23 protein-coding genes are annotated in these 24,492 nt (G+C 68.9%); 11 read left to right on the forward strand and 12 right to left on the reverse strand.

The window, feature by feature from the left end; all coding sequences use genetic code 11:
* Positions 1-18 precede the first annotated feature (18 nt).
* The 5 genes from MGN01_RS08755 to MGN01_RS08775 all read right to left on the reverse strand — a co-directional run bounded on the left by MGN01_RS08755 (position 19) and on the right by MGN01_RS08775 (position 6,291).
* Entirely contained in the window at positions 19-2,340 is a 2,322-nt protein-coding gene (locus MGN01_RS08755) for a TonB-dependent receptor family protein (protein WP_147046216.1), read from the reverse strand.
* A gap of 69 nt (positions 2,341-2,409) precedes the next feature.
* Positions 2,410-2,922: a DUF2946 family protein gene (locus MGN01_RS08760; protein WP_147046217.1), complete on the reverse strand. Its 513-nt coding sequence runs from the start codon at positions 2,920-2,922 to the stop codon at positions 2,410-2,412.
* Between the two features lie 25 nt (positions 2,923-2,947).
* Entirely contained in the window at positions 2,948-4,324 is a 1,377-nt protein-coding gene (locus MGN01_RS08765; RefSeq protein ID WP_147046218.1) for a PepSY-associated TM helix domain-containing protein, read from the reverse strand.
* 42 nt (positions 4,325-4,366) lie between these two features.
* Complete coding sequence (locus MGN01_RS08770; RefSeq protein WP_238257768.1) at positions 4,367-4,696, reverse strand: hypothetical protein; 330 nt, start codon at positions 4,694-4,696, stop codon at positions 4,367-4,369.
* 131 nt (positions 4,697-4,827) lie between these two features.
* Positions 4,828-6,291 (reverse strand): D-alanyl-D-alanine carboxypeptidase family protein, encoded by a 1,464-nt coding sequence (locus MGN01_RS08775; RefSeq protein ID WP_147046220.1) that lies wholly within the window; start codon positions 6,289-6,291, stop codon positions 4,828-4,830.
* A gap of 241 nt (positions 6,292-6,532) precedes the next feature.
* Between MGN01_RS08775 and queE the strand changes: the two genes are divergently transcribed.
* Both queE and MGN01_RS08785 read left to right on the forward strand, forming a co-directional pair.
* Positions 6,533-7,165, forward strand: coding sequence for a 7-carboxy-7-deazaguanine synthase (gene queE, locus MGN01_RS08780; RefSeq protein WP_147046221.1), 633 nt, complete (start codon positions 6,533-6,535; stop codon positions 7,163-7,165).
* 97 nt (positions 7,166-7,262) lie between these two features.
* Positions 7,263-7,583, forward strand: coding sequence for a PAAR domain-containing protein (locus tag MGN01_RS08785; protein ID WP_147046222.1), 321 nt, complete (start codon positions 7,263-7,265; stop codon positions 7,581-7,583).
* Here the strand turns inward: MGN01_RS08785 and MGN01_RS23500 are convergent.
* The 3 genes from MGN01_RS23500 to MGN01_RS08795 are packed head-to-tail and all read right to left on the reverse strand — an operon-like array spanning position 7,577 to position 8,730.
* Positions 7,577-7,942, reverse strand: a complete 366-nt coding sequence (locus tag MGN01_RS23500) for a helix-turn-helix transcriptional regulator (protein WP_170245909.1) — start codon at positions 7,940-7,942, stop codon at positions 7,577-7,579. The genes MGN01_RS08785 and MGN01_RS23500 overlap by 7 nt on opposite strands.
* Complete coding sequence (locus MGN01_RS23505; RefSeq protein ID WP_170245911.1) at positions 7,921-8,487, reverse strand: hypothetical protein; 567 nt, start codon at positions 8,485-8,487, stop codon at positions 7,921-7,923. The genes MGN01_RS23500 and MGN01_RS23505 overlap by 22 nt, the downstream gene beginning before the upstream one ends.
* Positions 8,488-8,541: 54 nt before the next feature.
* Complete coding sequence (locus MGN01_RS08795) at positions 8,542-8,730, reverse strand: hypothetical protein (RefSeq protein WP_147046224.1); 189 nt, start codon at positions 8,728-8,730, stop codon at positions 8,542-8,544.
* Positions 8,731-9,046: 316 nt separating this feature from the next.
* Here MGN01_RS08795 and MGN01_RS08800 point away from each other — a divergent pair, with 316 nt between their 5' ends.
* Positions 9,047-9,481 (forward strand): Ros/MucR family transcriptional regulator, encoded by a 435-nt coding sequence (locus MGN01_RS08800; protein WP_147046225.1) that lies wholly within the window; start codon positions 9,047-9,049, stop codon positions 9,479-9,481.
* A gap of 93 nt (positions 9,482-9,574) precedes the next feature.
* Here MGN01_RS08800 and MGN01_RS08805 read toward each other — a convergent pair whose 3' ends face one another.
* Positions 9,575-10,732 carry a ceramide glucosyltransferase gene (locus MGN01_RS08805; RefSeq protein ID WP_147046226.1) on the reverse strand — a complete coding sequence of 386 codons (1,158 nt, stop codon included), beginning with the start codon at positions 10,730-10,732 and terminating at the stop codon, positions 9,575-9,577.
* A 190-nt stretch (positions 10,733-10,922) separates the two neighbouring features.
* Here MGN01_RS08805 and MGN01_RS08810 point away from each other — a divergent pair, with 190 nt between their 5' ends.
* Complete coding sequence (locus MGN01_RS08810) at positions 10,923-11,819, forward strand: histone deacetylase family protein (protein ID WP_147046227.1); 897 nt, start codon at positions 10,923-10,925, stop codon at positions 11,817-11,819.
* A gap of 39 nt (positions 11,820-11,858) precedes the next feature.
* Here the strand turns inward: MGN01_RS08810 and MGN01_RS08815 are convergent, their stop codons facing one another.
* A complete protein-coding gene (locus MGN01_RS08815; protein WP_147046228.1) occupies positions 11,859-12,428 on the reverse strand; it encodes a TetR/AcrR family transcriptional regulator in 570 nt (189 codons plus the stop codon).
* Positions 12,429-12,525: 97 nt separating this feature from the next.
* Here MGN01_RS08815 and MGN01_RS08820 point away from each other — a divergent pair, with 97 nt between their 5' ends.
* From MGN01_RS08820 to MGN01_RS08830, 3 genes are read left to right on the forward strand one after another with little or no spacing between them, the layout of a single operon-like run.
* Positions 12,526-13,656: an efflux RND transporter periplasmic adaptor subunit gene (locus MGN01_RS08820; RefSeq protein ID WP_147046229.1), complete on the forward strand. Its 1,131-nt coding sequence runs from the start codon at positions 12,526-12,528 to the stop codon at positions 13,654-13,656.
* Entirely contained in the window at positions 13,653-14,741 is a 1,089-nt protein-coding gene (locus MGN01_RS08825) for an efflux RND transporter periplasmic adaptor subunit (RefSeq protein WP_147046230.1), read from the forward strand. The genes MGN01_RS08820 and MGN01_RS08825 overlap by 4 nt, the downstream gene beginning before the upstream one ends.
* A complete protein-coding gene (locus MGN01_RS08830; protein ID WP_147046231.1) occupies positions 14,738-17,830 on the forward strand; it encodes an efflux RND transporter permease subunit in 3,093 nt (1,030 codons plus the stop codon). Before MGN01_RS08825 ends, MGN01_RS08830 begins: the two co-directional genes overlap by 4 nt.
* A gap of 8 nt (positions 17,831-17,838) precedes the next feature.
* On the opposite strand, the gene tsaA is transcribed toward MGN01_RS08830, so the two are convergent.
* Positions 17,839-18,348, reverse strand: coding sequence for a tRNA (N6-threonylcarbamoyladenosine(37)-N6)-methyltransferase TrmO (gene tsaA, locus MGN01_RS08835; protein ID WP_147046232.1), 510 nt, complete (start codon positions 18,346-18,348; stop codon positions 17,839-17,841).
* A 130-nt stretch (positions 18,349-18,478) separates the two neighbouring features.
* On the opposite strand from tsaA, the gene MGN01_RS08840 reads away from it, so the two are divergent.
* The 3 genes from MGN01_RS08840 (at position 18,479) to MGN01_RS08850 (ending at position 20,903) form a co-directional block, all read left to right on the forward strand.
* The gene (locus MGN01_RS08840; RefSeq protein WP_147046233.1) at positions 18,479-19,972 is read left to right on the forward strand and encodes an AMP nucleosidase; all 1,494 of its coding nucleotides are present in this window, start codon (positions 18,479-18,481) and stop codon (positions 19,970-19,972) included.
* 161 nt (positions 19,973-20,133) lie between these two features.
* Positions 20,134-20,424: a DUF1330 domain-containing protein gene (locus MGN01_RS08845; RefSeq protein WP_147046234.1), complete on the forward strand. Its 291-nt coding sequence runs from the start codon at positions 20,134-20,136 to the stop codon at positions 20,422-20,424.
* 74 nt (positions 20,425-20,498) lie between these two features.
* The gene (locus tag MGN01_RS08850; protein ID WP_147046235.1) at positions 20,499-20,903 is read left to right on the forward strand and encodes a carboxymuconolactone decarboxylase family protein; all 405 of its coding nucleotides are present in this window, start codon (positions 20,499-20,501) and stop codon (positions 20,901-20,903) included.
* Positions 20,904-20,927: 24 nt separating this feature from the next.
* On the opposite strand, the gene MGN01_RS08855 is transcribed toward MGN01_RS08850, so the two are convergent.
* Positions 20,928-23,393 carry a PBP1A family penicillin-binding protein gene (locus MGN01_RS08855; protein WP_444543515.1) on the reverse strand — a complete coding sequence of 822 codons (2,466 nt, stop codon included), beginning with the start codon at positions 23,391-23,393 and terminating at the stop codon, positions 20,928-20,930.
* A gap of 314 nt (positions 23,394-23,707) precedes the next feature.
* Between MGN01_RS08855 and rimP the strand changes: the two genes are divergently transcribed.
* Entirely contained in the window at positions 23,708-24,442 is a 735-nt protein-coding gene (rimP, locus tag MGN01_RS08860) for a ribosome maturation factor RimP (RefSeq protein ID WP_147046236.1), read from the forward strand.
* The last annotated feature ends 50 nt before the right edge of the window (positions 24,443-24,492 follow it).

Here is a 24,492-nt window from a genome sequence, read left to right on the forward strand (position 1 = left end):
CTCGAAACCGGTCGGGCCTCAGAAGGACAGCTTCATCCCGCCGATGAAGTTGCGCGGCGCGCCGGCGAAGACCGAGCCCGTGGTGTTGGCGAGCACGTTCGCGCCGTTCTGCAGGCCCGTCGCGCCGCTGATCGTGTCGGCGAGGTTCTGGGCCGAGGCGATATAGGTCTTGTCGAAGATGTTTCGGACTTCGAAGAACATGTTCAGCCGCTTGGCGTAGCCGGTCAGCGCGGTCGTGTAGTGCAGGTTGAGGTTGACGATGGCGTAGCCCGGCGCCCGCAGCAGATTGGCATTATCGAGGGCGAAGCCGTCCTGGAACACCGTCTCGACATAGCCGCCGAGACCGGCCAGCGGGCCCGTCGGCTGGTCGTAGCCGATCCGCGCGAGGAGCTGGTTGGCAGGCACGCCGGGAATGTGGTTGCCGGCCCGATCGAAGCGGCGGGTCAGGCCACCGGCGCTGAGCTGCTCGGTGTAATTCGTGTAGATCTGGTCGTCGAAGGTGTAGGCCGCGGTCGCCCGCCAGCCCGGCGCGAAGGCCCAGTCGGCGCCGAACTCGATGCCGCGATGCTCGGAGGCCGGCGCGTTGAAGGTGTAGCTGAGCAGCCCCGCCCCCGGTGACTGCGTGACCAGCTCGTTGCGGAAGAACTCGTAGAAGCCGGTGAGGCTGAACCGGACGCCTGGCAGCGGCGTCCAGTCCGTGCCGAGGTCGAAGCCGAGATTCTCCTGCGTCTGCAGGCCCGTATTGTTGCCGGGCACGCCGGCCGAGGTCACCACGAGGTTCGAGGCCGAGGGCGTGGCGTAGCCGGCCGCGACACGGCCGCGGAACTGCCAGGCCTCGTCGGGCCGGTAGAGAAGCGACAGCTCCGGCGCCACGTTCAGGAAGCTGCGATCGATATTGGCGAGCGTCGAGGTGATACCGCCGCCCGTCGGGTAGCCGTAGGTGATGTTGCGTCCCGTGATGGTGGTGTTCTCGGCGCTGATGCCGGCCACCGCGGTCCACTGGTCCGAGAGCTGCAGCTCGACCCGGGCGCGGCCGCCGAGATTGCTCTGGGTCGCGTCGAGATCGGCGGTGAGCGCGCCGAGGCGCGGCCCGAGATAGGGCAGCCGGTTGTAGGTCAGCTGGTGGCTGTCCAGCGTGTTGTAGGCCAGCGCGATGTAGCCGGTCGCCGGCAGGCCGAAGAGGTCGCCGTGCCGGGTCACGTCGGTCAGGAAGTTCAGGCCCGGAAAGTCGCCGCGCGACGAGGTCGTGTAGAAGGGCTGGTTGATGTTGCGGTCGTCGAAGACGAGCTGCGTGCGCCAGGTCGTGAAGGCGTCGAAATCATGCTCCCAGCGGCCGCCGACGATGGTGCGGCGGTCTCCACGCAGGAAGGCACCTTCGGTGGCGGTCACCGGCACCGTGGCGCCGTTTCGGCCGTTCAGGAGCAGGTTGAAGGTGGTGCAGCCGGGCGCGGCCGTCGCCGCCGAGAGGCAGCCGCGCTGGAAGGGATTGATCGCGAACTGGTTCAGCGAGGAGCGCGCCGGCAGCAGGGTGAAGACCTCGTTGTTGATGATCTTCAGCGTGAAGCGGTCCTCGGGCTCCGGCGTGTAGGTGCCGAGGAAGTTGATCGTCTGCGTGTTGAAGGAATTGTGCTCGATGAAGCCGCTGCCGCGGGTGTCGCTGGTGAACAGGCTGTACTCGATCGGTCCGCTGACGCCGCCGAAGGCCGCGTAGTTGTTGAGATAGCCGCTGCTGCCGGCATCGGAGCCGATCTCGACGCCGTCGATCTCGCGGCCCCTGCGCGTGACGAAGTTCAGGGCGCCGCCGGTGGCGAAGTTGCCGAAATAGGCCGATTGCGGCCCGCGAAACACGTCGATGCGCGAATAGGCGCGCGGATCGACGAGATCGAAGCGCGAGGAGCCGTCGGCCTGGGTGACGGGGAAACCGTCCTCCAGCACGACCATGTTGCGCGAGACGCCGGTGGCGCGGGCGTTGTTGCCGCGGATCGAGACCACGACGTCGCGCGGGCCGTTGCCCTGGCGCACGGTGACGCCCGGGCTGTTCCTCAGGATGTCCGCGACGGTGGCGGCCGCGCGGTTCTCGATGACGCCCTCGCGGCCGACGCTGGTGACGACCTCGCCGACGGGCCGGTCGAGGGGCGTGGGCGCCGCGACTGTCCTGTCGGCGGCCGCCCGCGGTGCCGCGAAAGCCGCGCCAGCCCCAGCACCGCCGCCCTCGCCGACGACGGAGATCTCTTCGAGGGTGGCGTTCTCGGCCTGCGCCGCCGTGGCGGCGAGCGGGCCGATCGCGAGCAGGAGGGCGAGGGAGCGGCCGTTCGGTCTGCGGCGTGGACGGGAGGGCATCGGAGGACTCGTCTGATCGGGGGATGCTGCCGGGCGGTGCCTCGGCGGCGAAGGGGGATGGCGTCGCGATCAGGCGGGTTCGGGTGGTCCTCGTGCCTGCGGCAGGTGGATCGGGACGATGCGCTGGCGTGCCGGGGGCGGCATCGGCCAGGCGACCACATGCCAGCGCAGGGCCCGCGCGATCCGGGGAATGACGGGCATGGCCGGCGTCGCGACGCCGGCCGAGCACAATCCGCAATGGCTGCACCCCGGCATGGCCGGCTGCGGCAGCTCCGCCGCCGCCTGCGCGTCACCCGTCCCGAGGGGATGCCCGCAGATCGTCAGGTCGAGCATCGGGCCGGTCGAGGCGAGATCCCAATGCAGCGCGAGGGCCGGCGCCAGCGTCTGGACCCAGAGCGCGAGCAGCAGCAGGGCCGCGCCGAACGCCTTCCTTCCCCTTGCGGAGGGGAGCCGGAGGTGAGGGCGGTTCAGCCAGCCTCGACCGCGGCAGGCAGAGCGACCCCTGCCGCCCCCCAATGGGGGTAGGAGCGCATGGGAGAGCCGGCGCCATCGGCCGGGCAGGATCTGCAGAGGGTTCGGCACGGGATCGCTGCCCGTTCGCCCTGGATCAGGCCGCCATCCGCGTTCGGGCGAGCTGAAAGCCCATATCGATCAGCAGCATGGTGAGAATGACGAGTCCGGTCAGCGGAAACAGCGCGCCGAGCACGATCATGATCAGGCTCACGCCCGCCACCACGCGCTGATCGCGCGGCCAGGGCGGCGTGCCGAGGCGCCCGGCGGGGCGGCGCTTCCACCACATCACGCCCGCCGTGACGGCGAGCAGGATCGTGGCGAGGCAGAAGGCCAGCATGGCGAGCTGGTTGGCGAGCCCGAAATGCTCACCCTTGTGAATGCCGATCCCGTATTGGACGGCCTTGGCGACGCCGCCGAGGTCGCTGAAATGCACGTCGACCAGTGGCTTGCCCGTGTACTGGTCGAGGGAGATCATGCGCTGCCGGCCGACATCCTTCGGATAGGCGGCGGCCGCGAAGACGCCCGTCGGGCCGGAGGGCAGGGAGAGTTCGTGGCCGCGCGGCATGCCGAGCTCGGACAGGATCGCCGCCGCCCGGTCGGTGCCGATGCCGTTGGCCGAGACCGGGGCCGATCTCGGCACCGGCGCGTCCTGCATCGCCCAGCCGGCCGTCTCCAGCACCTGCCCCATCGGCACGGCGGAGACTGGCTTGCCGGCCCAGAGGGCGCGGGGCTGCCCCAGCCCGGCCTCGTTCGACCAGGCTCGAAATTGCTGGCCCCACCAGATCGACCAGGGCAGGCCGGTCGAGGCCAGGAACAGGATGCCGAGGCCGGCGACGAGGCCGGTCACGGCGTGAAAGTCGCGCCACCAGACCCGCTTACGCGGGTTCTCGCGGATCGAGATCACGCCTCCGGTCTGGCCGCGCGGCCACCAGAGATAGAGGCCGGTGACGACGAGGATGATGGTGAAGCCCGCCACCACCTCGATCACGCCGTTCGCGACCGGCCCGAAATAGCTGAGGCTGTGCAGGTGCCGCACCACCGTCATGAACTCGCCGCTGCGCTCGACCCGGTCGAGCACGTCACCGTTGTAAGGGTTCAGGTAGACTAGGATCTTGTGGCTGCCTTCCTGCATCGTGACGATGGCGGAGGCGTCCGGCGACGCCGGATCGAGATAGGAGACCGGTCGCCCAGCCGGCACCGCCTCGGAGGCGTTGAAGATCAGGCGGTCGGGGCCGAGCGGCGCCCTGGCCTGCACCGCCACGATGTTCCGGTAGGCGAAGACGCTGCCGTTGATCTCGTCCTTGAACAGATAGATCGAGCCGGTGACCGAGAGGCCGATCAGGAACGGCAGGCAGAGCAACCCGGCATAGAAGTGCCAGCGCCAGACGGCGCGATAGGCCGCCTCGTGCCACGAGGCGCGGGGGCGCGGGACGGCTGCGAGGGCAGCGTCACCGGTGACGATACGGGACATGGAACGGGTCCGGGGCCTTGAGCGATCGGAGGGTGTGATCGGTCAGGCGGCAGGCGGACCCCTTGGGCCGACGGCAGGGTCGGGCGGTGCGCGCGGCGCGCTTGCGTCGGAGGGATGCCAGGCGACGCGGACGGCCTCGCGGGACGGCCACGCCTCCGGAGGGGCCGGGGCATGCAGGGCTGCGAACGGATGATGCGTCGCCGCCATGGGCAGGCAGCAGGCATGCTGGTGGCAGGGCAGCGAGTGGTCGCCGGGCTGCCCGCTCGCCGTGTCGTGCTCGGCGCAGATGATTCCGGTCGGGTCCGCGAGCGGGGCGAGCGGCTGCAGCGTGGTGAGGAAAGCCTGCAGGAACAGCGCGTAGAGCGCGGCCACGGCAATGACCGCGCGGCCTGGAGCCGATCGGTGCGATGGCCTGCGCATGGCTCGACTAAGCCGCACCGGGAGACACCGTCAATGCGGAAGATGCGGCGGACGGTGTCCGGCGCGAATCCGTTGCCCGGGCGCTACTCCGCCGCCGCGGCGCTCTTCTTCTTGGCCGCGGGCTTGGCCGCAGCCTTGGGGTCCGGCTTGGCCGCTGGCTTGTCTGGCTTCGCCGCTGCCTTGGCAGCCGGCTTTGCGGCGGCCTTGGCCGGAGCCTTCTTCTCTTTGGCATCGGCGGCCGTGTAGGCGCTGGCCGAGGCTGGCAGTGCGCCCTTGTGAGGGTGCGGGGCGGTGACGGCGGCGGCGCGCTGCTTGGCGGCCTTCTCCGCTTTAGCCTGGTTGGCAGCCTCACGCGCCGCCTCGCGCTTCTGCTTGGCGGCAGCGATCTTGGCAGCCCTGGTGTTCTTGGCCGCCTCCTCGTCCGCCGCGAGCTGCGCAGCGCCCTCGGCCGGGTTGCTGCCGGTCCAGACCGCGATCGGTTGGAGGGGCGCGCGCGGCGGCAGGGACCGGCCGCGCAGGTTGGCGCTGTTCAGCGTGGCGAGCGCCAGCGGCGCCTGGCCATGCGTGGTGCTGCCGAGGAGTTGCGAGAAGGCGTTGTCCGACCCCGGAGGGCCGCCAGCGGTGATCGCGCCCTGGCCCTCATCCACCGGCATCGGCTTCTTGCGGTCACAGATGAAGGGACGCATGTCCGGCGGCTCGCTGGTGCTCGACGCGGGCAGGGCCTCGAGCGTCGGCGCCGTCCAGCCGGCGGATTGGCTGAAGCCGTAATCGAACAGATCGGCGGTCTTGAGGTCGCGCTCGCGGGCGCTCGGCTGGCCCATCACCACGGCGACGATGCGCCGGCCGCTCCGGGTGGCGCTCGCCACCACGTTGAAGCCGCCCGAACAGATGAAGCCGGTCTTCATGCCGTCGGCACCGGCATAGCGTCCGAGCAGGCCGTTATGGTTGGCCATCACGTACTTGCCGTACTGGATCGCCGAGATGTTGAAGAGGTCGTGCGCCTCGGGAAAGTCGCGCATCAGGGCGCGGGCGAGGATCGCCATGTCGCGGGCCGAGGTCCATTGCCGCGGCTCGGGCAGGCCGTTGGGGTTGTACCAGCGGCTCTCGCGCATGCCGATCCGGCGCGCGGTCTCGTTCATCATGTCGGCGAAGCCCTCGATCGATCCGCCGAGATTCTCGCCGACCGCCCAGGCCACGTCGTTGGCCGATTTGACCATGATGATCTTGAGGGCGTTGTCGAGGGTGAGCTGCGTGCCGGGCTTGAAGCCCATCTTGGAGGGCGGCTCCGCGGCGGCGGCCGGCGAGATCGTCAGCAGGCTGTCGCGCGAGATCTTGCCCTGGCGCACCAGGTCGAGCGCCACGTAGGTGGTCATCAGCTTGGTGATCGAGGCCGGGTACCACGGATCGGTGGCCGCCTGGCTGTAGATCACCTTGCCGGAATCGACCTCGACCACGACGATCGGCGCCGTGATCGCGGCGGCACTGCCCGCCAGCGCCGCCAGCGCCGCGAAAGCGCCGATCACCCGTCCAAGAACCCGGTTCAGCATCGGAGAAGGTCTCAGTCGCGAGAAGAGTGAGGGCAGGCGCCCGGCGTGCCGAGTGTCGGGCACACAACGCCGGACTTCAACGCGGGCTCTTTGGCGAGAGCAAGGCGAAGCGGCAGAACTCGGCGCCGGGCCATGCAGGACGGGCAGGAGCGCGGTACGGCCGGTGGCGATCCGCGGTCGGCGGGGTTATCTGCGAGGCTGACGGGGCGAGAGGCAGGCCGGTACTCCGGCAGGACGAGCGATGGCCTACGCGGTCAAGGAAGTGTTTCACACGCTGCAGGGCGAGGGCGCGCAGGCGGGTCGCGCCGCCGTGTTCTGCCGCTTTGCCGGCTGCAATCTCTGGTCCGGCCGCGAGGAGGACCGGGCCGAGGCTGCCTGCCGGTTCTGCGACACGGATTTCGTCGGCCTGAACGGCGAGGGGGGTGGGCGTTTCGCCACCGCCGCCGATCTCGCCGCGGCAATCGCCCAGACCTGGGAAGGCGGAAAGACCGATCGCTTCGTGGTCTTCACCGGCGGCGAGCCGCTGCTGCAGCTCGACGCCGCGCTGATCGACGCCGTGCACGCGCGGGGCTTCGAGATCGCAGTGGAGACCAACGGCACCCTCGCGGCGCCGGAGGGGATCGACTGGATCTGCGTCAGCCCCAAGGCCGGTAACCCGCTGGTGCAGACGAGCGGACACGAGCTCAAGCTGGTCTTTCCGCAGGAGGGTGCCGAACCCGAACGCTTCGCCGACCTCGCCTTCACACGCCGTTTCCTGCAGCCGATGGACGGACCCGACCGCCTCGCCTACACGCAGGCCGCCATCGCCTATTGCCGGGCCGACGCGCGCTGGCGCCTGTCGCTGCAGACGCACAAAATCCTGGGCATTCCGTAGACGTGAGCCCTGTCGTGACGTCCGGGCTTGTCCCGGGCTAGGCTGTCGCGCGCAGAGTCGAGACTGCGCCGCGAAACCCCCGGGGGAGATCCGGACCATGCTCCGTCACACGATCCTTCTCGCAGCCGGCCTCGCTCTCCTCGGCACGGGCGCAATCGCTCAGGAGGGGAAGCCCGGCGTCATCGTCGGAGGTGCGACGGGCGTGACGATCAACGGAAGGCCGGCCGCACGCCAGGGCGATGCCACCAGCGGCGGCACGATCCGCACCGGCTCCTCGAACGTGTTCATCAATGGCAAGCCCGTGGCGACGGTGGGCGACGACGCCGGTTGCGGCATGATCGTCAGCGGCTCCCGCGGCGTCTTCGTCAATGGCCGTCCGATCGCCGCCTCCGGCGATGTCACGAGCTGCGGTCACTGATCGAGGGCCGACCCCTTCAGCGCGAGGACCATCGCCACCAGCTCGGCCTGCCGAGAGATGCCGAGCTTGGCGAAGACACGCTTGAGGTGCCAGCGCGCCGTCTCGTACGAGATCCCGAGGGCGGCCGCCACGTCGGACAGCGCGAGCCTGCCGTCCATGGCGAGAACCAGCCGGACTTCAGCCGGCGAGAGCCGGTAGCGCTGCGACAGGATCCGTCCGGCATCCGCCGGCCCGCCCGGGCCGCAGCGCTTCATCACGACGAGCGCAACCTCGCCCGCGGCCAGCCATGGAGTCAGTCCGCGGTTCCGCCTCAGGTCGGGGCGAAGGCTGATGATGGTCAGCGCAAAGTCGCCAGCCACCGTCGAGAGCCGCAATCCGTTCGCCGGCTCGGGCGCCCGAGGCAGGCCGCGCGCAGGGCCGCCTGGAAGCGCGCCGCCATGCGAGCATCCTTCCAGCGGATCCTGTCGGCCGCACCCAGGCCGAAGGCGCCACCGGATTCGATGAGATCGGATGCCGGCATGTTCGCCTCCAGCAAACGCCCGTCCCAGCTCACGATGAGAGCCGAATCGGCGATCGCGTGAACTAGGGCGGAGCTTTCGGCTCGCCATGAAGCGCCGACGCCGAGGCGGCTGATGTTGAGCGAGCGTTCGATCCGCGGTGCGAGCGCCTGGAGCATATGCGCGATGTCGGGACAGTTCCCGTCAGCCCGCCTGACATCGTAGCTGAAGGTCAAGGCGCCGAACCGGCCTCCGCTGTCCAACAGCTTGATGCCGCTCGAGCCGTCGGCCTCTCCGATCGGACGGAGCCAGTCCTGGTAGAACTCGCTCTTGAGCAGTTCGGCATACGGCAGTTCGTGCTCGGCGCAAATCGTCGTCATCGTCGACGAGCGGAGCAGGAGCGGCACCCACGGATTGATCGCTCCGAAGTGACGCGCATAGGCGTCGATCTCCGAGGCCTGCTAGCCGGAGCTGACCATCGGGGCGGCGCGACCCAGGGTCGGATCGACCACCTGCAGATTGGCGCGCGTGCCCGGCAGGCTCCGCGTCAGGCCGTCCAAGACATCCTGCCAGCGGCCGACATCGAAAGCCGCCTCATCGATCAGCAGTCCAACATCTTCGACAGCATCGCGAAGCGCGCGATGGGGCATGGCAATCGTCGCGCTCCCTCGCCGTCAGCAGAAGCCTCGTTGATCCGCCCGAAGCCCGAGCTGAGGGTCGCGAGACCAGCCCCTCGCAACCATGGGACACCTTGGAAACGCCCTGGGGGCACCGACCTGATCTCACCCGTAACGGACAAACGAATCGACGAGATCGTGGCAGCGGCCGATTTCATCCATACTCCCACCCATTTGGGTGGAGCCCAAATCAAACGTCAAGTGCATTCTTTTGTGCGTCGAATTGACGTATGGTGAATTCCCAAGGAATCAGACGAATGTCAGAATTTGTACATATCAAGGCAATTGAATGAGCGAGCCCGACAAACCAGTCACGGATACGATACTTGGCACCTCGCGACCGATACGGTTGGCGGCCGACATCGTCGCAAACTACGTCGCAAGCAACTCGCTACCCTGCGATGAGCTGCCGAACCTGATTTTGAAGGTGCATGACGCGCTCTTGAACCTTTCTCCACCCGTGGACAGCTCGAACAAGTCGGAGGACTTGCCGACACCGAGCCAGATCAAGCGCTCGATCACGCCCGATGCACTGATCTCGTTCATCGACGGAAAGCCGTACAAGACCCTCAAGCGCCACCTCTCCACGCAAGGGCTCGATTTCGAGAGCTACCGGGCGCGGTACCGCCTTCCGTCCAACTACCCGATGATCGCAGCGAATTATTCGGCCAGGCGATCGGAAATGGCCAAGGATCGCGGCTTCGGCCTACGCCCGAAGGGTTGAGAGGAACGGCCCCGGCCGAGCCCGCATCGGCCGGGATGGGGACGACGGTTCGCCTGGGCTGCCGGATCGAGGAGGTCTCCCGGGATCGTGTGCTCATGCCGCCGTCGCCGGCGAAGGCAGGCGCAGCGGGGCCTTCCGGATGTCCATGGGGTTGCCGCGCCAGACGATGGCGCTGCGGAACCAGGCGCCGGCCCAGATCGCGGGCAGCATTGCGTCGCGCACCAGCATCGCGGTCAACAGCCGGGCCGGGCGGTACCAGCCGGCATGGCGGGCCAGTGCGAACTCGCTGCTGTACCAGAGCGCGGCCATGAAGCCCAAGCCGGCTGCGGCCGCCGGCGTCCCGGCAAGTGAGGCCGCCAGCACGAAGGGGAGCAGCGCGCCGATGCCGATCTCGGGCGCAAAGAACAGCGGGAAGGTGATCCGACGCAGCCGCGCCCAGCGCAGCTGGCGCGACCACACCTCGGACAGCGCACGGCATCCGAGCGGCTGGCTGAACGGCGCGGAGACGAGGTGGACCTTGCGACCAGCCGCGCGCACCAGCTTCGTCGCCGCCGCATCCTCGGCGATCTCGGCGCCGAGCGCCCGGATGCCGCCGTGCTCCTCGAGGAACGGCTTGTTCCAGAGCATGCTCTTGCCCTGCGCGAAGCCGAAGCCGAGGGCCGCGCCCGAATACTGCCAGCGCGCCTGCAGAGTGTTGAGGAAGGCGCACTCGACCTCGGCGAAGAAGCCGTCCGGCCGCGCCCCGATGGGGGTCGAGCAGACGAGACCGGTATCGGCGCGCCAGGCGGCCTGGAGCTGCTGCAGGTAGTCCCGCGGCATCAGCACGTTGGAATCGGCGAGCACCACCCAGTCGTGCCGCGCCTCGTCCCAGCCGCGCACGCAGTTGTTGAGCTTCGGATTGTCGCTGACCCGCACGTCGCCGATGATCAGCTGCGACGGCACGGCGGGATAGGCAGCCATCAGTCGGCGCACCAGCGGCAAGACCGGATCGTTGCCATCCGCCACGCAGAAGATGATCTCGTAGCTCGCGTAGTCGAGGGCGAAGCCACGGGCGAGCGTCTCCTCGCTGAAGGTCTCGAGCCCGCAGACCGGGCGCACCAGTGAGATCGCCGCACCTGCCGGAAAGGTTGAACTGCCGCGGCTGCGGCCGAGACGGCTCGCGGCCAGCGCGATGCTGGCCAAGTGGATCAGGGTCAGAACACCGCAGACCGACAGGGCAATCCAGGTTGCGCTCTCGATGCTGTTGAACATGCGCGCTCACTCCGCAACGCCATCGCCATGGCATCGGGTGCCCTTAGCTGGCAGCCGATTTCAGCCGTGTGACAGAGCCTTTGCAGCTTGGCCGCAGCGCCACCCCGATCCTGTCTCGGGTCGCCTTCCGGGACGAGGGCAGGGCAGTTGGACCTGAGCACGCGCCGATCGCGCACCATCTAAGCGGGGCATGGTGCCGATTCTGTTTCATCCCGCCTACGAGGCGAGCCTGCCCGAAGGCCACCGCTTCCCGATGCATAAATTCGGACGGCTCGCCGAGATCCTCGTCGAGCGCGGCCTTGTGCCGGAGGGTTTTGAGCGGCCTGAGCCGGCCAGTGCCGAGTTGCTCTCGCTCGCCCATGACCGATCCTACGTCGATGCCGTCCTCGGCCAGACGCTCTCGCCAGACGTGGAGCGCACCATCGGCTTCCGCTGCGATGAAGGCGTGGTGGCACGCTCGCGCGCCTCGTCCGGCGGCACGCTCGCCGCGGCGCGGCTCGCCCTCGCGCACGGCCTCGCGGGGAGCGCGGCGGGCGGCAGCCATCATGCGCGGCGCGATGGCGGGCGCGGCTTCTGCGTCTTCAACGACGTGGCAATCGCCGCGCTCGCCCTGAAGAGGGAGGGCGCGGTGCAGCGGGCGCTCGTCGTCGACCTCGACGTGCACCAGGGCGACGGCACTGCCGAATGCCTGTCGGGGGAGACCGACCTGTTCACGCTCTCGATCCACGCCGAGCAGAACTACCCGAACCCGAAGGTACCGGGCGATCTCGACATCGGCCTGCCGGACGATCTCGGCGATGCCGGCTACCTCGCGGTGTTGGAGGCGCAATTGCCGCCGCTGATCGAGGCCTTCGCGCCCGACCTCGTCTTCTACAATGCCGGCGTCGACCCGCATCGCGACGACAGGCTCGGACGCCTCTGCCTCAGCGACGAGGGCCTGATGGCGCGCGACCGCTTCGTGATCGAGCAGGCGAGGCGCCGCGGCATCCCGCTCGTCACGGTGATTGGCGGCGGCTACGACACCGACGTCGCTGCCCTCGCGGCGCGGCATGCGCTTGTGTTCGAGGCGATGGCGGCATTCGCGTAACGACATCACCCCGTCATCCCGGGGCTGGGAACGGATCGGTCAGCCCTTTGCGCCCAACTCCCCCGCCAGCACCTCGAGGGCGTCGAACACCCGGTCGGCCTGCTCGCCGGTGAGGTCATGGAAGCCGAGCGTGCGCCCGACCAACAGCCCGATGATCGCGAAGGTCAGCACCGCCCCGGCGCCCGGCCTTCCCTCGATCCGGGCCATCTGGTCCAAGCGCTCGGCAACGAAGGTCCGAAAATCCGCGAGAGCGTTTGGCGTCTCGGCCGAGGCGACGAGGAGCGCGCGCGGAAAGCCGCCCTCCTCGCAATAGGTGTCGCGGGCATTCGCGATCATCGCCAGGGCCGGTGAGGCCGAGGGCGGATGCTGGCTGGCCTCGTGCGCGGCGATCCCCTCCCGGAGCCGCTGCAGCTTGCGCTTGGCCAGCGCGCAGATCAGCGCATCCTTGGAGGCGTAGTGATGCAGGACGCCGCCCTTGCTCAGGGCAGCCTCGGCCGCGACGGCATCGATCGTCAGGGCGCGCGCGCCTTGACGGCGCATCACGCTCTCGGCCGCGTCGAGAATGACCTCGGGGCGATCCTCGCGCCGGCTACGTGTCCTCGGTTCCATACCCGCCTCGTTAAAAACCGTCTGGACGGTCGGTAAAGTAGCGGATAAGCCTCTGCCGCGATAGATGCCTGGAATCGAAAGCCGCGGACCCCGTCCCATGCCTTCGTCCCGTCCGACTCGCGGCTCCGGTAACCGCGCCGCTGCGCTGGCGGTTGCGTTGCTCTGCTCGTCCGTCGCGCGGGCGGCCTCACCCGATGCGGGTCACGATCCCAACGACACCTCGATCGTGCTCGTGCGCGTCGTGGAGGCCCAGCGTACCGCCGTAGCCGCCGACGTCGTCTTCACGGGCGACATCCAGGCCCAGGCCCAAACCAGTGTGGCCTTCCGCATCAATGGCAAGATTGCCCGGCGCCTCGTCGAAGTCGGCGACCACGTCGCGGCGGACCAGGTCCTCGCGACGCTCGATCCGCAGGAACAGCAGGCCAATCTCGACAACGCCAAGGCGGCGCTCGTTTCGGCGGAGGCCCTGCTGACGCAGGCCAAAGTCGGCTTCAGGCGCCAGGAGCAGTTGCTCTCCAGCGGCTACACCACACGGCCGGCCTACGATCAGGCCGAGCAACAACTGCGCACCACGCAGGCCGCGGTGGAATCGGCGAAGGCCCAGCTCGGCACGACGCAGGAGCAGTTCTCCTACACCGAACTGCGCTCGGGCGTGGCGGGCGTCGTGCTGAGCCGCAGCTTCGAGACGGGGCAGGTCGTTCAGGCCGGTCAGACCGTGCTCGTTCTCGCCCAGGACGGAGCACGCGACGCCGTGTTCAACGTCTACGAGGCGCTCCCCGCCAACCCGCCTGCCGACAAGACGGTGACGGTGGTGCTGCAGGCCGACCCGCGGGTCACCGCCACGGGCACTGTGCGCGAGATCTCGCCCTCGGTGGATCAGGCCTCGGGCACGGTCCGGATCAAGATCGGGCTCGCCGACACGCCGCCGCAGATGGCACTCGGCTCCGTCGTCATCGGCAAGGGACGCTTCAAGGCCGGCGAGGCCGTGATCCTGCCCTGGTCGGCGCTCTACCGCTGGGAGAACAAGCCGGCGGTGTGGATCTACGATCGCCAGAGCGGCACGGTCTCGCCGCGCATCGTAACCATCGACCGCTACACCTTCGACACCATTGCGCTCGCCTCGGGCGTCGAGCCTGGCGAGTCCGTGGTGACCGCCGGCATCCAGTTCCTGCGGCCCGGCCAGAGCGTCGCGGTAGCGGATGCCAAGGCCGAGGGCATCGCGAAATGAGGCGGCTCGTCACCCTGTCCCTCGCGGCCCTGTGGCTCGCCGCCTGCACGCCGTCGGCCGAGGAAGGCCATGTGCCGGCGCCGATCCGGCCGGTTCTGGTGACGGTCGCCAAGCGGGTCGATACTGACCTGTTCGGGCCCTTCGCCGGAACCGTGGAGCCGCGCTATCAGTCGCAGCTCGGCTTCCAGATCGGCGGGCGCGTCGCGGCGCGCGACGTCACCGTCGGTGACATCGTGAAGAAGGGCCAGCGCCTCGCCGCCCTCGACCCCACGGTGAACCGTTTCGCGCTGACACGCGCCGAGGCCGACGTCGCCGACGCCAAGGCCCAGGCCGAGAACGCCGCCGCCACCGAGGCCCGCTCGCGCAAGCTGATGGAGGGCGGCAACGTCACCCAGGCCCAGCTCGACTCGGCGGTGGCGAACCGCGACACCACCCAGGCCCGCCTCGCTCAGGCCCAGTCGAGCCTGCAGCGGGCCCGCGACCAGATGGGCTACACCGAGCTAAACGCGGATTTCGACGGCGTCGTCACGCAGCGCCTCGCCGAGGTCGGTCAGGTGCTCAGCGCCGGCCAGGCGGTGGTGGCGGTGGCCCGGCCCGAGGTGCGCGAGGCCGTCGTCGACATCCCCGAGGATTTCGTCGGCACCATGCCGCGCGAGGGCCGCTTCACGATTTCGCTCCAGAGTGCGCCTCAAATCACCGCCCTCGGAACCGTGCGCGAGATCGCGCCCTTCGCCGACCAGAGCACCCGAACCCGCCGAATCAAGCTGACGCTGATCGACCCGCCCTCGGCTTTCCGCCTCGGCGCCACGATCACCGTCGGGCTGACCCGCAGGGTCGAGCCCTACGTCCCGTTGCCGGCCACCGCCCTGGTCGAGGCAGAGGGCAAGACCTCCGTCTGGATCGCACCGCCGGTCGACAAGGACGGCTCGACCCGTGTCGAACGCCGGGACGTCACCGTGGCCAAGAAGGACGCCGACCGCGTCAGCCTGCGCGACGGCGTCAGGGACGGCGAGCGCGTCGTCCTCGCCGGAGTCCATTCGCTGACAGACGGCCAGACCGTCCGCATCGAAGACATCACGCCGTGACCGATCAGAAGCCCGACACGCCGGAGCAGCGCTCCGACACCTCGTTCAACCTGTCCGACTGGGCTTTGCGGCACCGCTCGCTCGTCTGGTTCTTGATGATCGCCTGCCTGCTCGGCGGGGTGATGTCCTACTCGCGCCTCGGCCGTGAGGAGGACCCGCCCTTCGCGATCAAGACCATGGTCGTGCAGGCGAAATGGCCGGGCGCGACGATCAAGGACACCCTCGATCAGATCACCGACCGGATCGAGAAGGAGCTGCAGCAGATCAGCGTGCTCGACTACGTCCGCAGCTACACGACGCCGGGCCAGGCCACGGTGTTCGTGCAGTTCAAGGACACCACGAAGAAGGAGGAGATCCAGCCGGCCTTCTACCAGGTCCGCAAGCGGCTCGGAGACATTCAGTACACCTTCCCGGAGGGCGTGCAGGGACCGTCCTTCAACGACGAGTTCGGTGACGTCTACGGCAACGTCTACGCCTTCACCGCCGACGGCCTGACCCACCGGCAACTCCGCGACTACGTCGAGGGAGTTCGCACCGAGATCCTGAAGGTGCCCGATATCGGCAAGACCCTCCTGATGGGGATACAGGGAGAGACCGTCTATCTCGACTTCTCGACCCGCAAGCTTGCCGGCTTCGGCATCGATATCCAGGCGCTGATCAAGCAGCTGCAATCGCAGAATGCGGTGGTGGCCTCGGGCGTGGTTCAGGCGGGCCCGGAGCGCGTCTCATTGCGCGTGACCGGCCAGTTCGCCTCGGAAGAGTCGGTCAAGAACGTCAACTTGCGCTTCAACGACCGTTTCTTCCGCCTCGCCGACGTGGCCGAGATCCATCGCGGCTACGAGGACCCGCCGGCCGCGATGTTCCGCGTCAACGGCAAGCCGGCCATCGGGCTTGCCATCGCCATGCGGCCCAACGCTAACCTCCTGAAGTTCGGCGAGAACCTGAAGGAGCGCATGCGCAGGATCGAGGCGAAGCTGCCGATCGGCGTTGGCGTGCATCTCGTCTCGGACCAGCCGAAGATCGTCGAGGAGGCGGTGGGCGGCTTCACCCAGGCTCTCGTCGAGGCCGTGGTGATCGTGCTGCTCGTGAGCTTCGTCAGCCTCGGCCTGCGCGCCGGATTCGTCGTCGCGGTGTCGATCCCGCTCGTCCTCGCCATCGTCTTCGTGGTGATGCAGGTGATGGGCGTGACGCTGCAGCGTATCTCGCTCGGCGCGCTCATCATCGCCCTCGGCCTGCTGGTCGACGACGCCATGATCACCGTCGAGATGATGGTGGCGCGGCTCGAGCTCGGCGACTCGCTCAAGAAGGCCGCGACCTTCGCCTATACCTCCACCGCCTTCCCGATGCTCACCGGCACGCTGGTGACAGTGGCCGGCTTCCTGCCCATCGGCTTCAACGGCTCGTCGGCGGGTGAGTACACCTACTCGCTCTTCGTGGTGATTGCGGCCTCGCTCGCGGTGTCGTGGGTGGTCGCGGTGTTGTTCGCGCCGCTCCTCGGGGTGACGCTGCTGCCGAAGACGATGAAGCACCACGATGAGAAGCGCGGGCTGTTCACCCGCATGTTCCTCGCGGTGCTCAAGGTGGCCATGCGCCTGCGCTGGATCACGGTGATCATCTGCGTCGCGCTGATGGGCGCCGCCGTCTACGGCATGACCCATGTCCAGCAACAGTTCTTCCCGTCCTCGGACCGAGCCGAGGTGCTCGTCGACCTGACGCTGCCGCAGAACGCCACCATCGCCGAAACCAAGGCGCAGATGGACCGGTTCGAGGCCGAGCTGAAGAAGGACCCCGACATCGAGCGCTGGAGCTCGTATGTCGGCCAGGGCGCGGTGCGCTTCTACCTGCCCCTGGATCAGCAGCTCGCCAACGCCTTCTACGGACAGGCCGTCATCGTGACGAAGTCGCTCGAAGTCCGCGACAAGGTGATCGCGCGGCTTCAGCAGATCGGCCGGCGCGACTTCGTCGGCATCGACGTGCTGGTGCAACCCCTCAACCTCGGCCCGCCCGTGGGACGCCCGATTCAGTACCGGCTGAGCGGACCCGACGTTCAGGAGGTGCGCCGCCTCGCCCTTGGGCTCGCCGACGTGGTGGCCACCGACAAGCGCGTCGCCTACCCGACCCTCGATTGGAACGAGCCCGGCAAGGTGCTGCGCGTCGAGATCCTGCAGGACAAGGCGCGCCAGCTCGGCGTGACCAGCCAGGACATCGCCGGCATTCTCAACGGCGTCGTCGGCGGCCAGGCCATCACGCAGGTGCGCGACTCGATCTACCTCGTGAACGTGGTCGGCCGCGCGCAGACCATCGAGCGCACCTCTCTGGAGACCCTGCAGAGCCTGCAGGTGGCGCTCTCGAACGGGTCCGTCGTGCCGGTGCTGGCCTTCGCCAAGATCGATTACGACCTGGAGCAGCCCATCGTCTGGCGCCGTGACCGGGTGCCGACGATCACCGTGCGCGCCACGATCAAGGACGATACCCAGCCGCCCACTATCGTCGCGGCCCTGCAGCCGGGGATCGACGCCTTCGTGAAGGCTCTACCCGAGGGCTACACCTTGGCCATCGGCGGCGCCGTCGAGGAGGCCGGCAAGGGCCAGGGCCCGATCGCCGCCGTGGTGCCTGTGATGCTGCTCGCCATGGCGACGCTGCTGATGATCCAGCTCCAGAGCTTCCAGAAGCTCTTCCTGGTGTTCTCCGTCGCGCCGCTCGGGCTGATCGGCGTGGTGCCGGCCTTGCTGATCTTCAACAAGCCGATGGGATTCGTCGCCATCCTCGGCATCCTGGCCCTGATCGGCATCATCATCCGCAACGCGCTGATCCTGGTCAGTCAGATCGAGGAATCAGAGGCCGAGGGGCACGAGCCCTGGGACGCCGTGATCGAGGCCACGCGCCACCGCATGCGCCCAATCCTGCTCACGGCCGCCGCGGCAAGCCTCGGCCTGATCCCCATCGCCCGTGAGGTCTTCTGGGGGCCGATGGCCTACGCAATGATCGGCGGCATCCTCGCCGCCACTCTGCTGACGCTGCTGTTCCTACCCGCCCTCTATGTTGGCTGGTACCGCATCAGGCCGCCGCAACGCAGCTCTGCCGCCTGATCACAGGGTCATGCCCGGGCCGTTGTGCCATCGCGCCCGGACCGGAACACCGTTGCCTCCGGCCGCGAATCCGTGGTCGCGTAGTACGGCTTGATGTCGAGCAGCGGCGTGCCGTCGAGGCAGTCGAGACCGCGCACGGAGACATTCCCTCCCTCGATACCGAGACGCTGGACCACTGCGACCGCGATCGGGTTGGGCCGGGCGGGAGAGCGGAGTGAGAAGGTGCCGCGGCCGCCATCGGCATGGCGCGGCTGCTGGCGCACGAGATCGCGCACTGCCCGGTCCATCCAGTAGAGCACGATGAGGTGGCTCGCCCCATCGACGTTCTGCAGGGCGGGCGCGTAGAGCGGATCGACCTCCAGCGTGCAGACCGCATCCGTCTGCGTGCCGTTCTTCGGGCACTCGCTGCGCTTCGCCCAAGGCGTGCGAATGCGGCCGATGAAGTGGAGGCCGGCATCGTACTCCCGCGGTAGGACGATGCTCTCCTCGCCCTCGCGCCGCCCGAACTCGTCACTCATCCGCGGCTGCCTTCTGCCTCACGCCTCACGCCTCGATCTGCGCCGAGCGAGCGCCCGCGGGCAAGGGCCGCGTGGTCGCCTTCCTCGCGCCTGGGGTGTACAGCCCGGACGGAAGGTAGCGGGAGGCGGCATGGACAGCGAAGAGCTTCGCCCGATGGAGGTGGTCGCCGATCCGGAGACCGCTGTCGACCGGCTCACGGCGCTCTACGAAGGGGCCACCCAGGCGCTGCGCTCGGCGCTCACGCGCTTCCTCGACGAGGGCATCCCGCCCGACGCCACCGAGCGCCTGCAGTTCCGCTATCCCGAACTGCGCGCGACCTACCATCCGAGCGGCCCGATGCCCCGGATCAGCCGGGCGACGGCGAAGTTCCAGGCACCGGGCACCTACGGCACGACGCTGACCCATCCGGGCCATTTCCGTCCCTACCTGCTGGAGCAGCTTCAACACCTCGTGCGCGATTACGGCGCCACCCTCGAAGTGGGCCTGAGCGGGCAGGAGATCCCGTATTCCTACATCGTCGAGCCCGGTGCCGACCTCACCCGAAACGGCGTGACTTCGAGCCAGCTCGCCACCTATTTCCCGACGCCACTGCTCTCGGTTGTGGGCGACGAGATCGCCGACGGGCTCTGGCAGGAGCATCCCGACGAGCCGCGCCCGCTCTCGCTGTTCGACGGCGTGCGCACCGACTACTCGCTGCGCCGCCTCGTCCACTACACCGGCTCGGACTGGCGCGAGATCCAGCCCTGGATCCTGCTCACCAACTATCACCGCTACGTCGACCGCTTCGTGCAGCACGGCCTGGAGCAGCTTGCGGCACCGGACAGCCCGTTCGAGCGCCTGGTCTTGCCGGGCGGCGTGAGTGTCAGCCGAGCGGAGGCTGCAACGGCGAGTGCCGAGGCCCTGGTCGCGGCCTCACCCTGGCACCGCTTCCAGATGCCGGCCTACCATCTGGTCGCGCGGGGCGAGGACGGCAGCGCGCAGGGTACGACGCTGGTCAATATCGGCGTCGGTCCCTCCAACGCGAAGACGATCACCGACCATCTCGCGGTGCTGCGCCCGAATTGCTGGCTGATGGTCGGCCATTGCGGGGGCCTGCGCCAGTCGCAGACCATCGGCGACTACGTTCTTGCCCACGGCTACCTGCGGCTCGACCGCATCCTCGACGAACTCGTCCCGCCGGAGGTGCCGGTGCCCGCGCTGGCCGAGGTGCAGATCGCCCTCCAAAACGCCGCGGCCTCCGTCACGGGCGAGCGCGACGAGGCCCTGAAGCGACGCCTGCGCACCGGCACCGTCGTCACCTACGACGACCGCAACTGGGAGCTGCGCTTCACGCAGGAACGCCGCCGAATCAATCTCGGCCGCTGCATTGCCGTCGACATGGAAAGCGGCACCATCGCCGCTCAGGGGTACCGCCTGCGTGTTCCCTACGGCACGCTGCTCTGCGTCTCCGACAAGCCGCTGCACGGCGAGATCAAGCTGCCCGGCGCCGCCAACGCCTTCTACGAGCGCGCCGTGAACGAGCACCTGCTCATCGGCCTCGCCACTCTCGACGCGCTGCGCGCCGATCGGCACGGGCTGCATTCGAGGAAGCTCAGGAGCTTTGACGAGCCGCCGTTCCGCTAGCGATGTTGCGCCGGTCGTGACGCTGCGGTGGATTCCCCGCGCTCGTCTCACGAACGTGTCTCAACTTCACCGACCCGCTCGGGCTAGAAGCCGCGCGGGACGGAGCGAGCCGGCCCGGACGCATGGTTCGACGCGCGACGCGTCCCGAGGAGATGTTCACGATGGCCAAAGCTTACTGGGTCGCCACCTATCGCGCGATCAGCAATCCCGATGCGCTCGCTGCCTATGCTCAGCTCAGCGGGCCGGCGATCGCGGCCGCTGGCGGCCGCATCCTGGCGCGCGGGGTTCCGGCACAGACCTACGAGTCGGGCCTTCCGATGCGCACGGTGCTCATCGAGTTTGACAGCGTGGAGCAGGCCCGCGCTGCCCATGACAGCTCGGACTACCAGAAGGCGCTGGAGGTTCTGGCGGACGGCGCCGAGCGCGACATCCGCATCGTCGAAGGGGTTTGAAACGCCTGGCTACCTGGAGCGAATTGGGATCGCCAGGCGGCCTCGACAACAAAGGATGATCCGGGAGCGCGGAGATGACCACCGTCAAGCTGTGGAGTGACGCCGAAGCCGAGAGCGAGCCGCGGGTGAAGGCCGTCTTCGACGACATACGGGCGACGCGGCGCTCCGACTTCATCAACAATTTCTGGCGTGGCCTGGCCAACCAGCCCGCCGCGCTCGAACGAACCTGGGCGAGCCTCAAGGAGATCATGGCCGCCGACGGCGCCCTGGACCCGCTGACCAAGGAACTGATCTACATCGCCGTCTCGGTCGCCAACGGCTGCAGCTACTGCATCCACTCCCATACCGCGGCCGCGCGGGGCAAAGGCATGACGGAGGCCCAGCATGGCGAGCTGCTGGCAGTGATCGGCATGGCCAACGAGACGAACGCCCTCGTCACCACGCTTCAGATTCCGGTCGATCCCGAATTTCAAGTCTGAGGAACCGCACGGGCGCGGCGGCGGTCAGTAGCGCTCGCGTGCCCACAAACCCGCCCGCTCCGACCGGGCTTGGTCCTCCGCCTCCAGCAGATCCTGCGGCGCATCCTCCGTTGCCCTGGCGCCGCCTGCGGTGAGGATCAGCGAGGCGAGGTCGTCGCCGTCGAGCCGGCAGCGCATCGCTGAACCCCCGCCCTCCGGCTCGCAGGCGACCTCGCGGCGGCGCAGGTAGCGCGCGAGTTGGCGGGCCAGCGCGCCTCCCTCGCCGGTGACGCCTGCGAGCTTCACGGTGCGCCCCCGGACAGCGAGCGTGCCGGTATCGATCACCTCCGGCACGCCGCGGATGTCGGACGCGACCGGCCCCGTCGAGATCTCGCCGGCCGGTGCTCGCTCCGCCCTCGCAGCCGACGGGGCAGGGCGCTTCCTGCCCTTCAGGATCACCTGCGCGCGCTGCACGAAGTCGTGGAACACCCGCGCCGGGATGTCGCCGCCGGTCACGCCCTTCATCGGCGCATTGTCGTCATTGCCGACCCAGACCCCGACGATCATGTCGGAGGTCATCCCGACGAACCAGGCATCGCGATAATCCTGGCTGGTGCCGGTCTTGCCGCCGATCGGCGTGCCGGGGAGGCGGGCCGCCTTGCCGGTGCCGCTCTCGACCACCGCTTCCATCGAGTCGAGCATCATCGACTGCACGCTCCGCGACAGGGCAGCGCCGGCCGGCCTTGCCTCGTGCAGGTAGAGCGGCTTCGGTGCGGAGCCCTTGATGGTGTGGATCGCGAAGGCCTCCACGGGCGGCGCGCCGGTGAGCACGCCGGCATAGGCGCGCGTCATCTCCAGCAGGGTCACGTCGGCGGAGCCCAGCGCGAGGCTCGGCACGTTCGGCAGGTCGGATTGCACCCCGAGCCCCCGGGCCGCCTCGATCACACTCGGAATGCCGATCTCGTCGCCGAGCTGCGCTGCGATGGTGTTCACTGACAGCGCGAAGGCCGAGCGCAGGGGGAGGGCGCCGCGAAAGCGGTTGTTGGAGTTCTGCGGCTCCCACTCGCCGATCTGGGTCGGGCGGTCGACGAGGACGTTTTCGGGCGTGTAGCCGCGCTGATAGGCCGCGAGATAGACGAAGAGCTTGAACAGCGAGCCGGCCTGGCGCCTGGCCTGGGTCGCGCGGTTGAACTGGCTGTCCTCGTAATCGCGCCCGCCCACCATGGCGAGGATCGCGCCGTCCTTGGACATCGCGACGAGCGCGCCCTGGCCGACCTTCTTCTTGTCGCCCTCCGCGTCGAGCTTGCGCGCGAGTGCCGCCTGGGCCGCGCTCTGCAGCTCGATGTTGAGGGTCGTGCGCAGGGTGACATCGCCGGCATCGCCCGCGAGCTTCTTTGCATCGCCCGCCACCATGTCGATGAAGTAGTTGGCGCCGGGCGGCGTCTCGGGCGGCGTGCGCAGCACGAGCTTTTCCGCGCGAGCCCTGTCCGATTGCGCCTGAGTGATCGCACCGGTCTCGACCATGGCCTGGAGCACGAGGTCCGCCCGCGCCTTGGCGCCGCCGAAGTTGCGGGTGGGCGCGAGCTGCGAGGGCGCGCGCACGAGGCCGGCCAGCATCGCGGACTCGCTCAGGGTCAGCGCCTTCGCGCCGTGCCCGAAATAGCGCCGCGCCGCCGCGTCGACCCCGTAGGCGCCGGCCCCGAAATAGGCGGTGTTGAGATAGCCGAGCAGGATCTCCTGCTTCGTCATCGTGCTCTCGAGCCGCAGCGCCAGCAGCGCCTCCTGGATCTTGCGGCGGAGCGTCTTCTCCTGGGTCAGCGAGGTTAGCCGGGCATATTGCTGAGTGATGGTCGAGCCGCCCTCGCGGACGCCGCCGCCAGTAATGTTGCGGTAGACGGCGCGGGCGAGGCCGCGCAGGTCGATGCCCCAATGGCTGTAGAAGCGCCGATCCTCGATCGCGGTAATCGCCTGTGCGAGATGTGGCGGCATGTCGGCGGCGGTGAGCCGTTCGCCGCGATAGGCGCCGCGGGTTGCGAAGGGCCGGCCATCATCGGCCTCGACCGTGATCGCCCGCTGCCCGCCCTCGGGGACCACGCCGCCGAGCGGTGGCAACGTCGCGAAGGCCTGCAGCACCGTGACGGCGAGAACAAGCGCCGGCAACGCCAACGCCGCGAGGCCGAGTGCCAGGAGCGGCCGCCGCCGCAGCCGCGCAAGCCGCGAGCCGCCTTGAACCGGGCGCGGGACGGATGCGGCCGAGGGCCGGTCGTCGGCCGGCCGGCGCGAGCGTGCGAGCCAGGGGCCGACGGCTCGCGCCGCGCCGAGCCCCCTCCGCCCAGCGCCGCGCAGGCCCACGCCGGCGAGCAGAACGAGTTGCCGCGCCAGCACGCGGGCGGCGCCCGCCGCCTCGCGCGCGGCCACTCGGGGATCGACGTCTCGGGACGGCACCGATCTGGCCCCTGCGGCAGGCGGAGGGGCTTGGCCGGATACGTCGCGGGGCTCTCGCGCAGTCATCGTGGCGGTAACGTCACCCTTCAGCCTCGGTCGGCCCGCCGGCATGAACGCCGATCCGTGCGCAATCGATGCTCATGGTAGGTCGGAGGCGCTATCATGGCTACGCTTGGCCGTCGCGCGGGATCGCGGCGCGCATTTCGCTTGAAATCCAGGGCATCCGGCGTTACGTCTCGACTCAACATTCTGGTTGCAGTCTAGGCTGCGGTACGGGAGTGGGTCCCAACGGACCCGCTCTTTTTTTATTCCGTAACGCACTCGCCTGCCGCGCAACCGGGATCGATCCTCTCAACGAGTTCGGGTCTTTCGGACAGAGCATGGCGGACGCTTCCGAGAAGCGGTTGGTGGTCGAGCACGGCGTTGCCGCGAAGGTGGCGCGCGTGATCGAGGCCTCGATCGAAGGGTTGGGTTTCCGGCTCGTGCGGGTGAAGGTCACCCCCACGAATGGCTGCACCGTGCAGATCATGGCCGAGCGGCCCGACGGTACAATGAGCGTCGACGATTGCGAGACGGTGAGCCGCGCAATCTCGCCGCTCCTCGACCTCGACGATCCCGTGGGCGGTGCCTACTACCTCGAACTATCCTCGCCGGGCATCGACCGCCCGCTGGTGCGCGTCTCGGATTTTGAGCGCTGGGCCGGCTACGAGGCGAAGGTCGAGCTCGCGGTTCCGCTCGACGGCCGCAAGCGTTTCCGCGGCATCATCGGCGTGCCGAGCGCCAACGGCGCCACCGTGCCGATCCACCTTGTCGACGTGAAGGCCGGCCTGCCGAGCGAGATCGCCCTGCCGCTGTGCGACCTCGCCGAGGCGCATCTCGTGCTCACCGATGAGCTGATCCGCGAGTCCCTGCGCCGCGGCTCCGCGCCGCCGCAGGAGGGCGACGAGGATGAGTTCGAGGAGGATGAGGCCGAGGAGCCGGTCCGCGTCGTCCCGCACAAGCCCGTGCGCCAGAAGAAGACCAAACCCGTAAAGGCTCCCAAGCCGAAGCCCGACGGCACGAAGCCCGTGATGACCAAGGCCGTCCGGCTCAAGAACCGCGACAGCCTCCACTGACCCTTCGACGCCGCGCCAGCGCGGCGAAGACGAGACCGACCGAGAGAAGG

Source organism: Methylobacterium gnaphalii (genome assembly GCF_007992215.1).
GTDB classification, from domain to species: Bacteria; Pseudomonadota; Alphaproteobacteria; order Rhizobiales; family Beijerinckiaceae; genus Methylobacterium; species Methylobacterium gnaphalii.

Excerpts from the sequence above, each read along its gene's own strand:
- MGN01_RS08755 (WP_147046216.1), bottom strand. The coding sequence starts at position 2,340 with ATGCCCTCCCGTCCACGCCGCAGACCGAACGGCCGCTCCCTCGCCCTC.
- MGN01_RS08765 (WP_147046218.1), bottom strand. The coding sequence starts at position 4,324 with ATGTCCCGTATCGTCACCGGTGACGCTGCCCTCGCAGCCGTCCCGCGC.
- MGN01_RS08775 (WP_147046220.1), bottom strand. The coding sequence starts at position 6,291 with ATGCTGAACCGGGTTCTTGGACGGGTGATCGGCGCTTTCGCGGCGCTG.
- queE (WP_147046221.1), top strand. The coding sequence starts at position 6,533 with ATGGCCTACGCGGTCAAGGAAGTGTTTCACACGCTGCAGGGCGAGGGC.
- MGN01_RS08785 (WP_147046222.1), top strand. The coding sequence starts at position 7,263 with ATGCTCCGTCACACGATCCTTCTCGCAGCCGGCCTCGCTCTCCTCGGC.
- MGN01_RS08795 (WP_147046224.1), bottom strand. The coding sequence starts at position 8,730 with ATGCCCCATCGCGCGCTTCGCGATGCTGTCGAAGATGTTGGACTGCTG.
- MGN01_RS08800 (WP_147046225.1), top strand. The coding sequence starts at position 9,047 with ATGAGCGAGCCCGACAAACCAGTCACGGATACGATACTTGGCACCTCG.
- MGN01_RS08805 (WP_147046226.1), bottom strand. The coding sequence starts at position 10,732 with ATGTTCAACAGCATCGAGAGCGCAACCTGGATTGCCCTGTCGGTCTGC.
- MGN01_RS08810 (WP_147046227.1), top strand. The coding sequence starts at position 10,923 with ATGGTGCCGATTCTGTTTCATCCCGCCTACGAGGCGAGCCTGCCCGAA.
- MGN01_RS08815 (WP_147046228.1), bottom strand. The coding sequence starts at position 12,428 with ATGGAACCGAGGACACGTAGCCGGCGCGAGGATCGCCCCGAGGTCATT.
- MGN01_RS08820 (WP_147046229.1), top strand. The coding sequence starts at position 12,526 with ATGCCTTCGTCCCGTCCGACTCGCGGCTCCGGTAACCGCGCCGCTGCG.
- MGN01_RS08825 (WP_147046230.1), top strand. The coding sequence starts at position 13,653 with ATGAGGCGGCTCGTCACCCTGTCCCTCGCGGCCCTGTGGCTCGCCGCC.
- tsaA (WP_147046232.1), bottom strand. The coding sequence starts at position 18,348 with ATGAGTGACGAGTTCGGGCGGCGCGAGGGCGAGGAGAGCATCGTCCTA.
- MGN01_RS08840 (WP_147046233.1), top strand. The coding sequence starts at position 18,479 with ATGGACAGCGAAGAGCTTCGCCCGATGGAGGTGGTCGCCGATCCGGAG.
- MGN01_RS08845 (WP_147046234.1), top strand. The coding sequence starts at position 20,134 with ATGGCCAAAGCTTACTGGGTCGCCACCTATCGCGCGATCAGCAATCCC.
- MGN01_RS08850 (WP_147046235.1), top strand. The coding sequence starts at position 20,499 with ATGACCACCGTCAAGCTGTGGAGTGACGCCGAAGCCGAGAGCGAGCCG.
- MGN01_RS08855 (WP_444543515.1), bottom strand. The coding sequence starts at position 23,393 with ATGACTGCGCGAGAGCCCCGCGACGTATCCGGCCAAGCCCCTCCGCCT.
- rimP (WP_147046236.1), top strand. The coding sequence starts at position 23,708 with ATGGCGGACGCTTCCGAGAAGCGGTTGGTGGTCGAGCACGGCGTTGCC.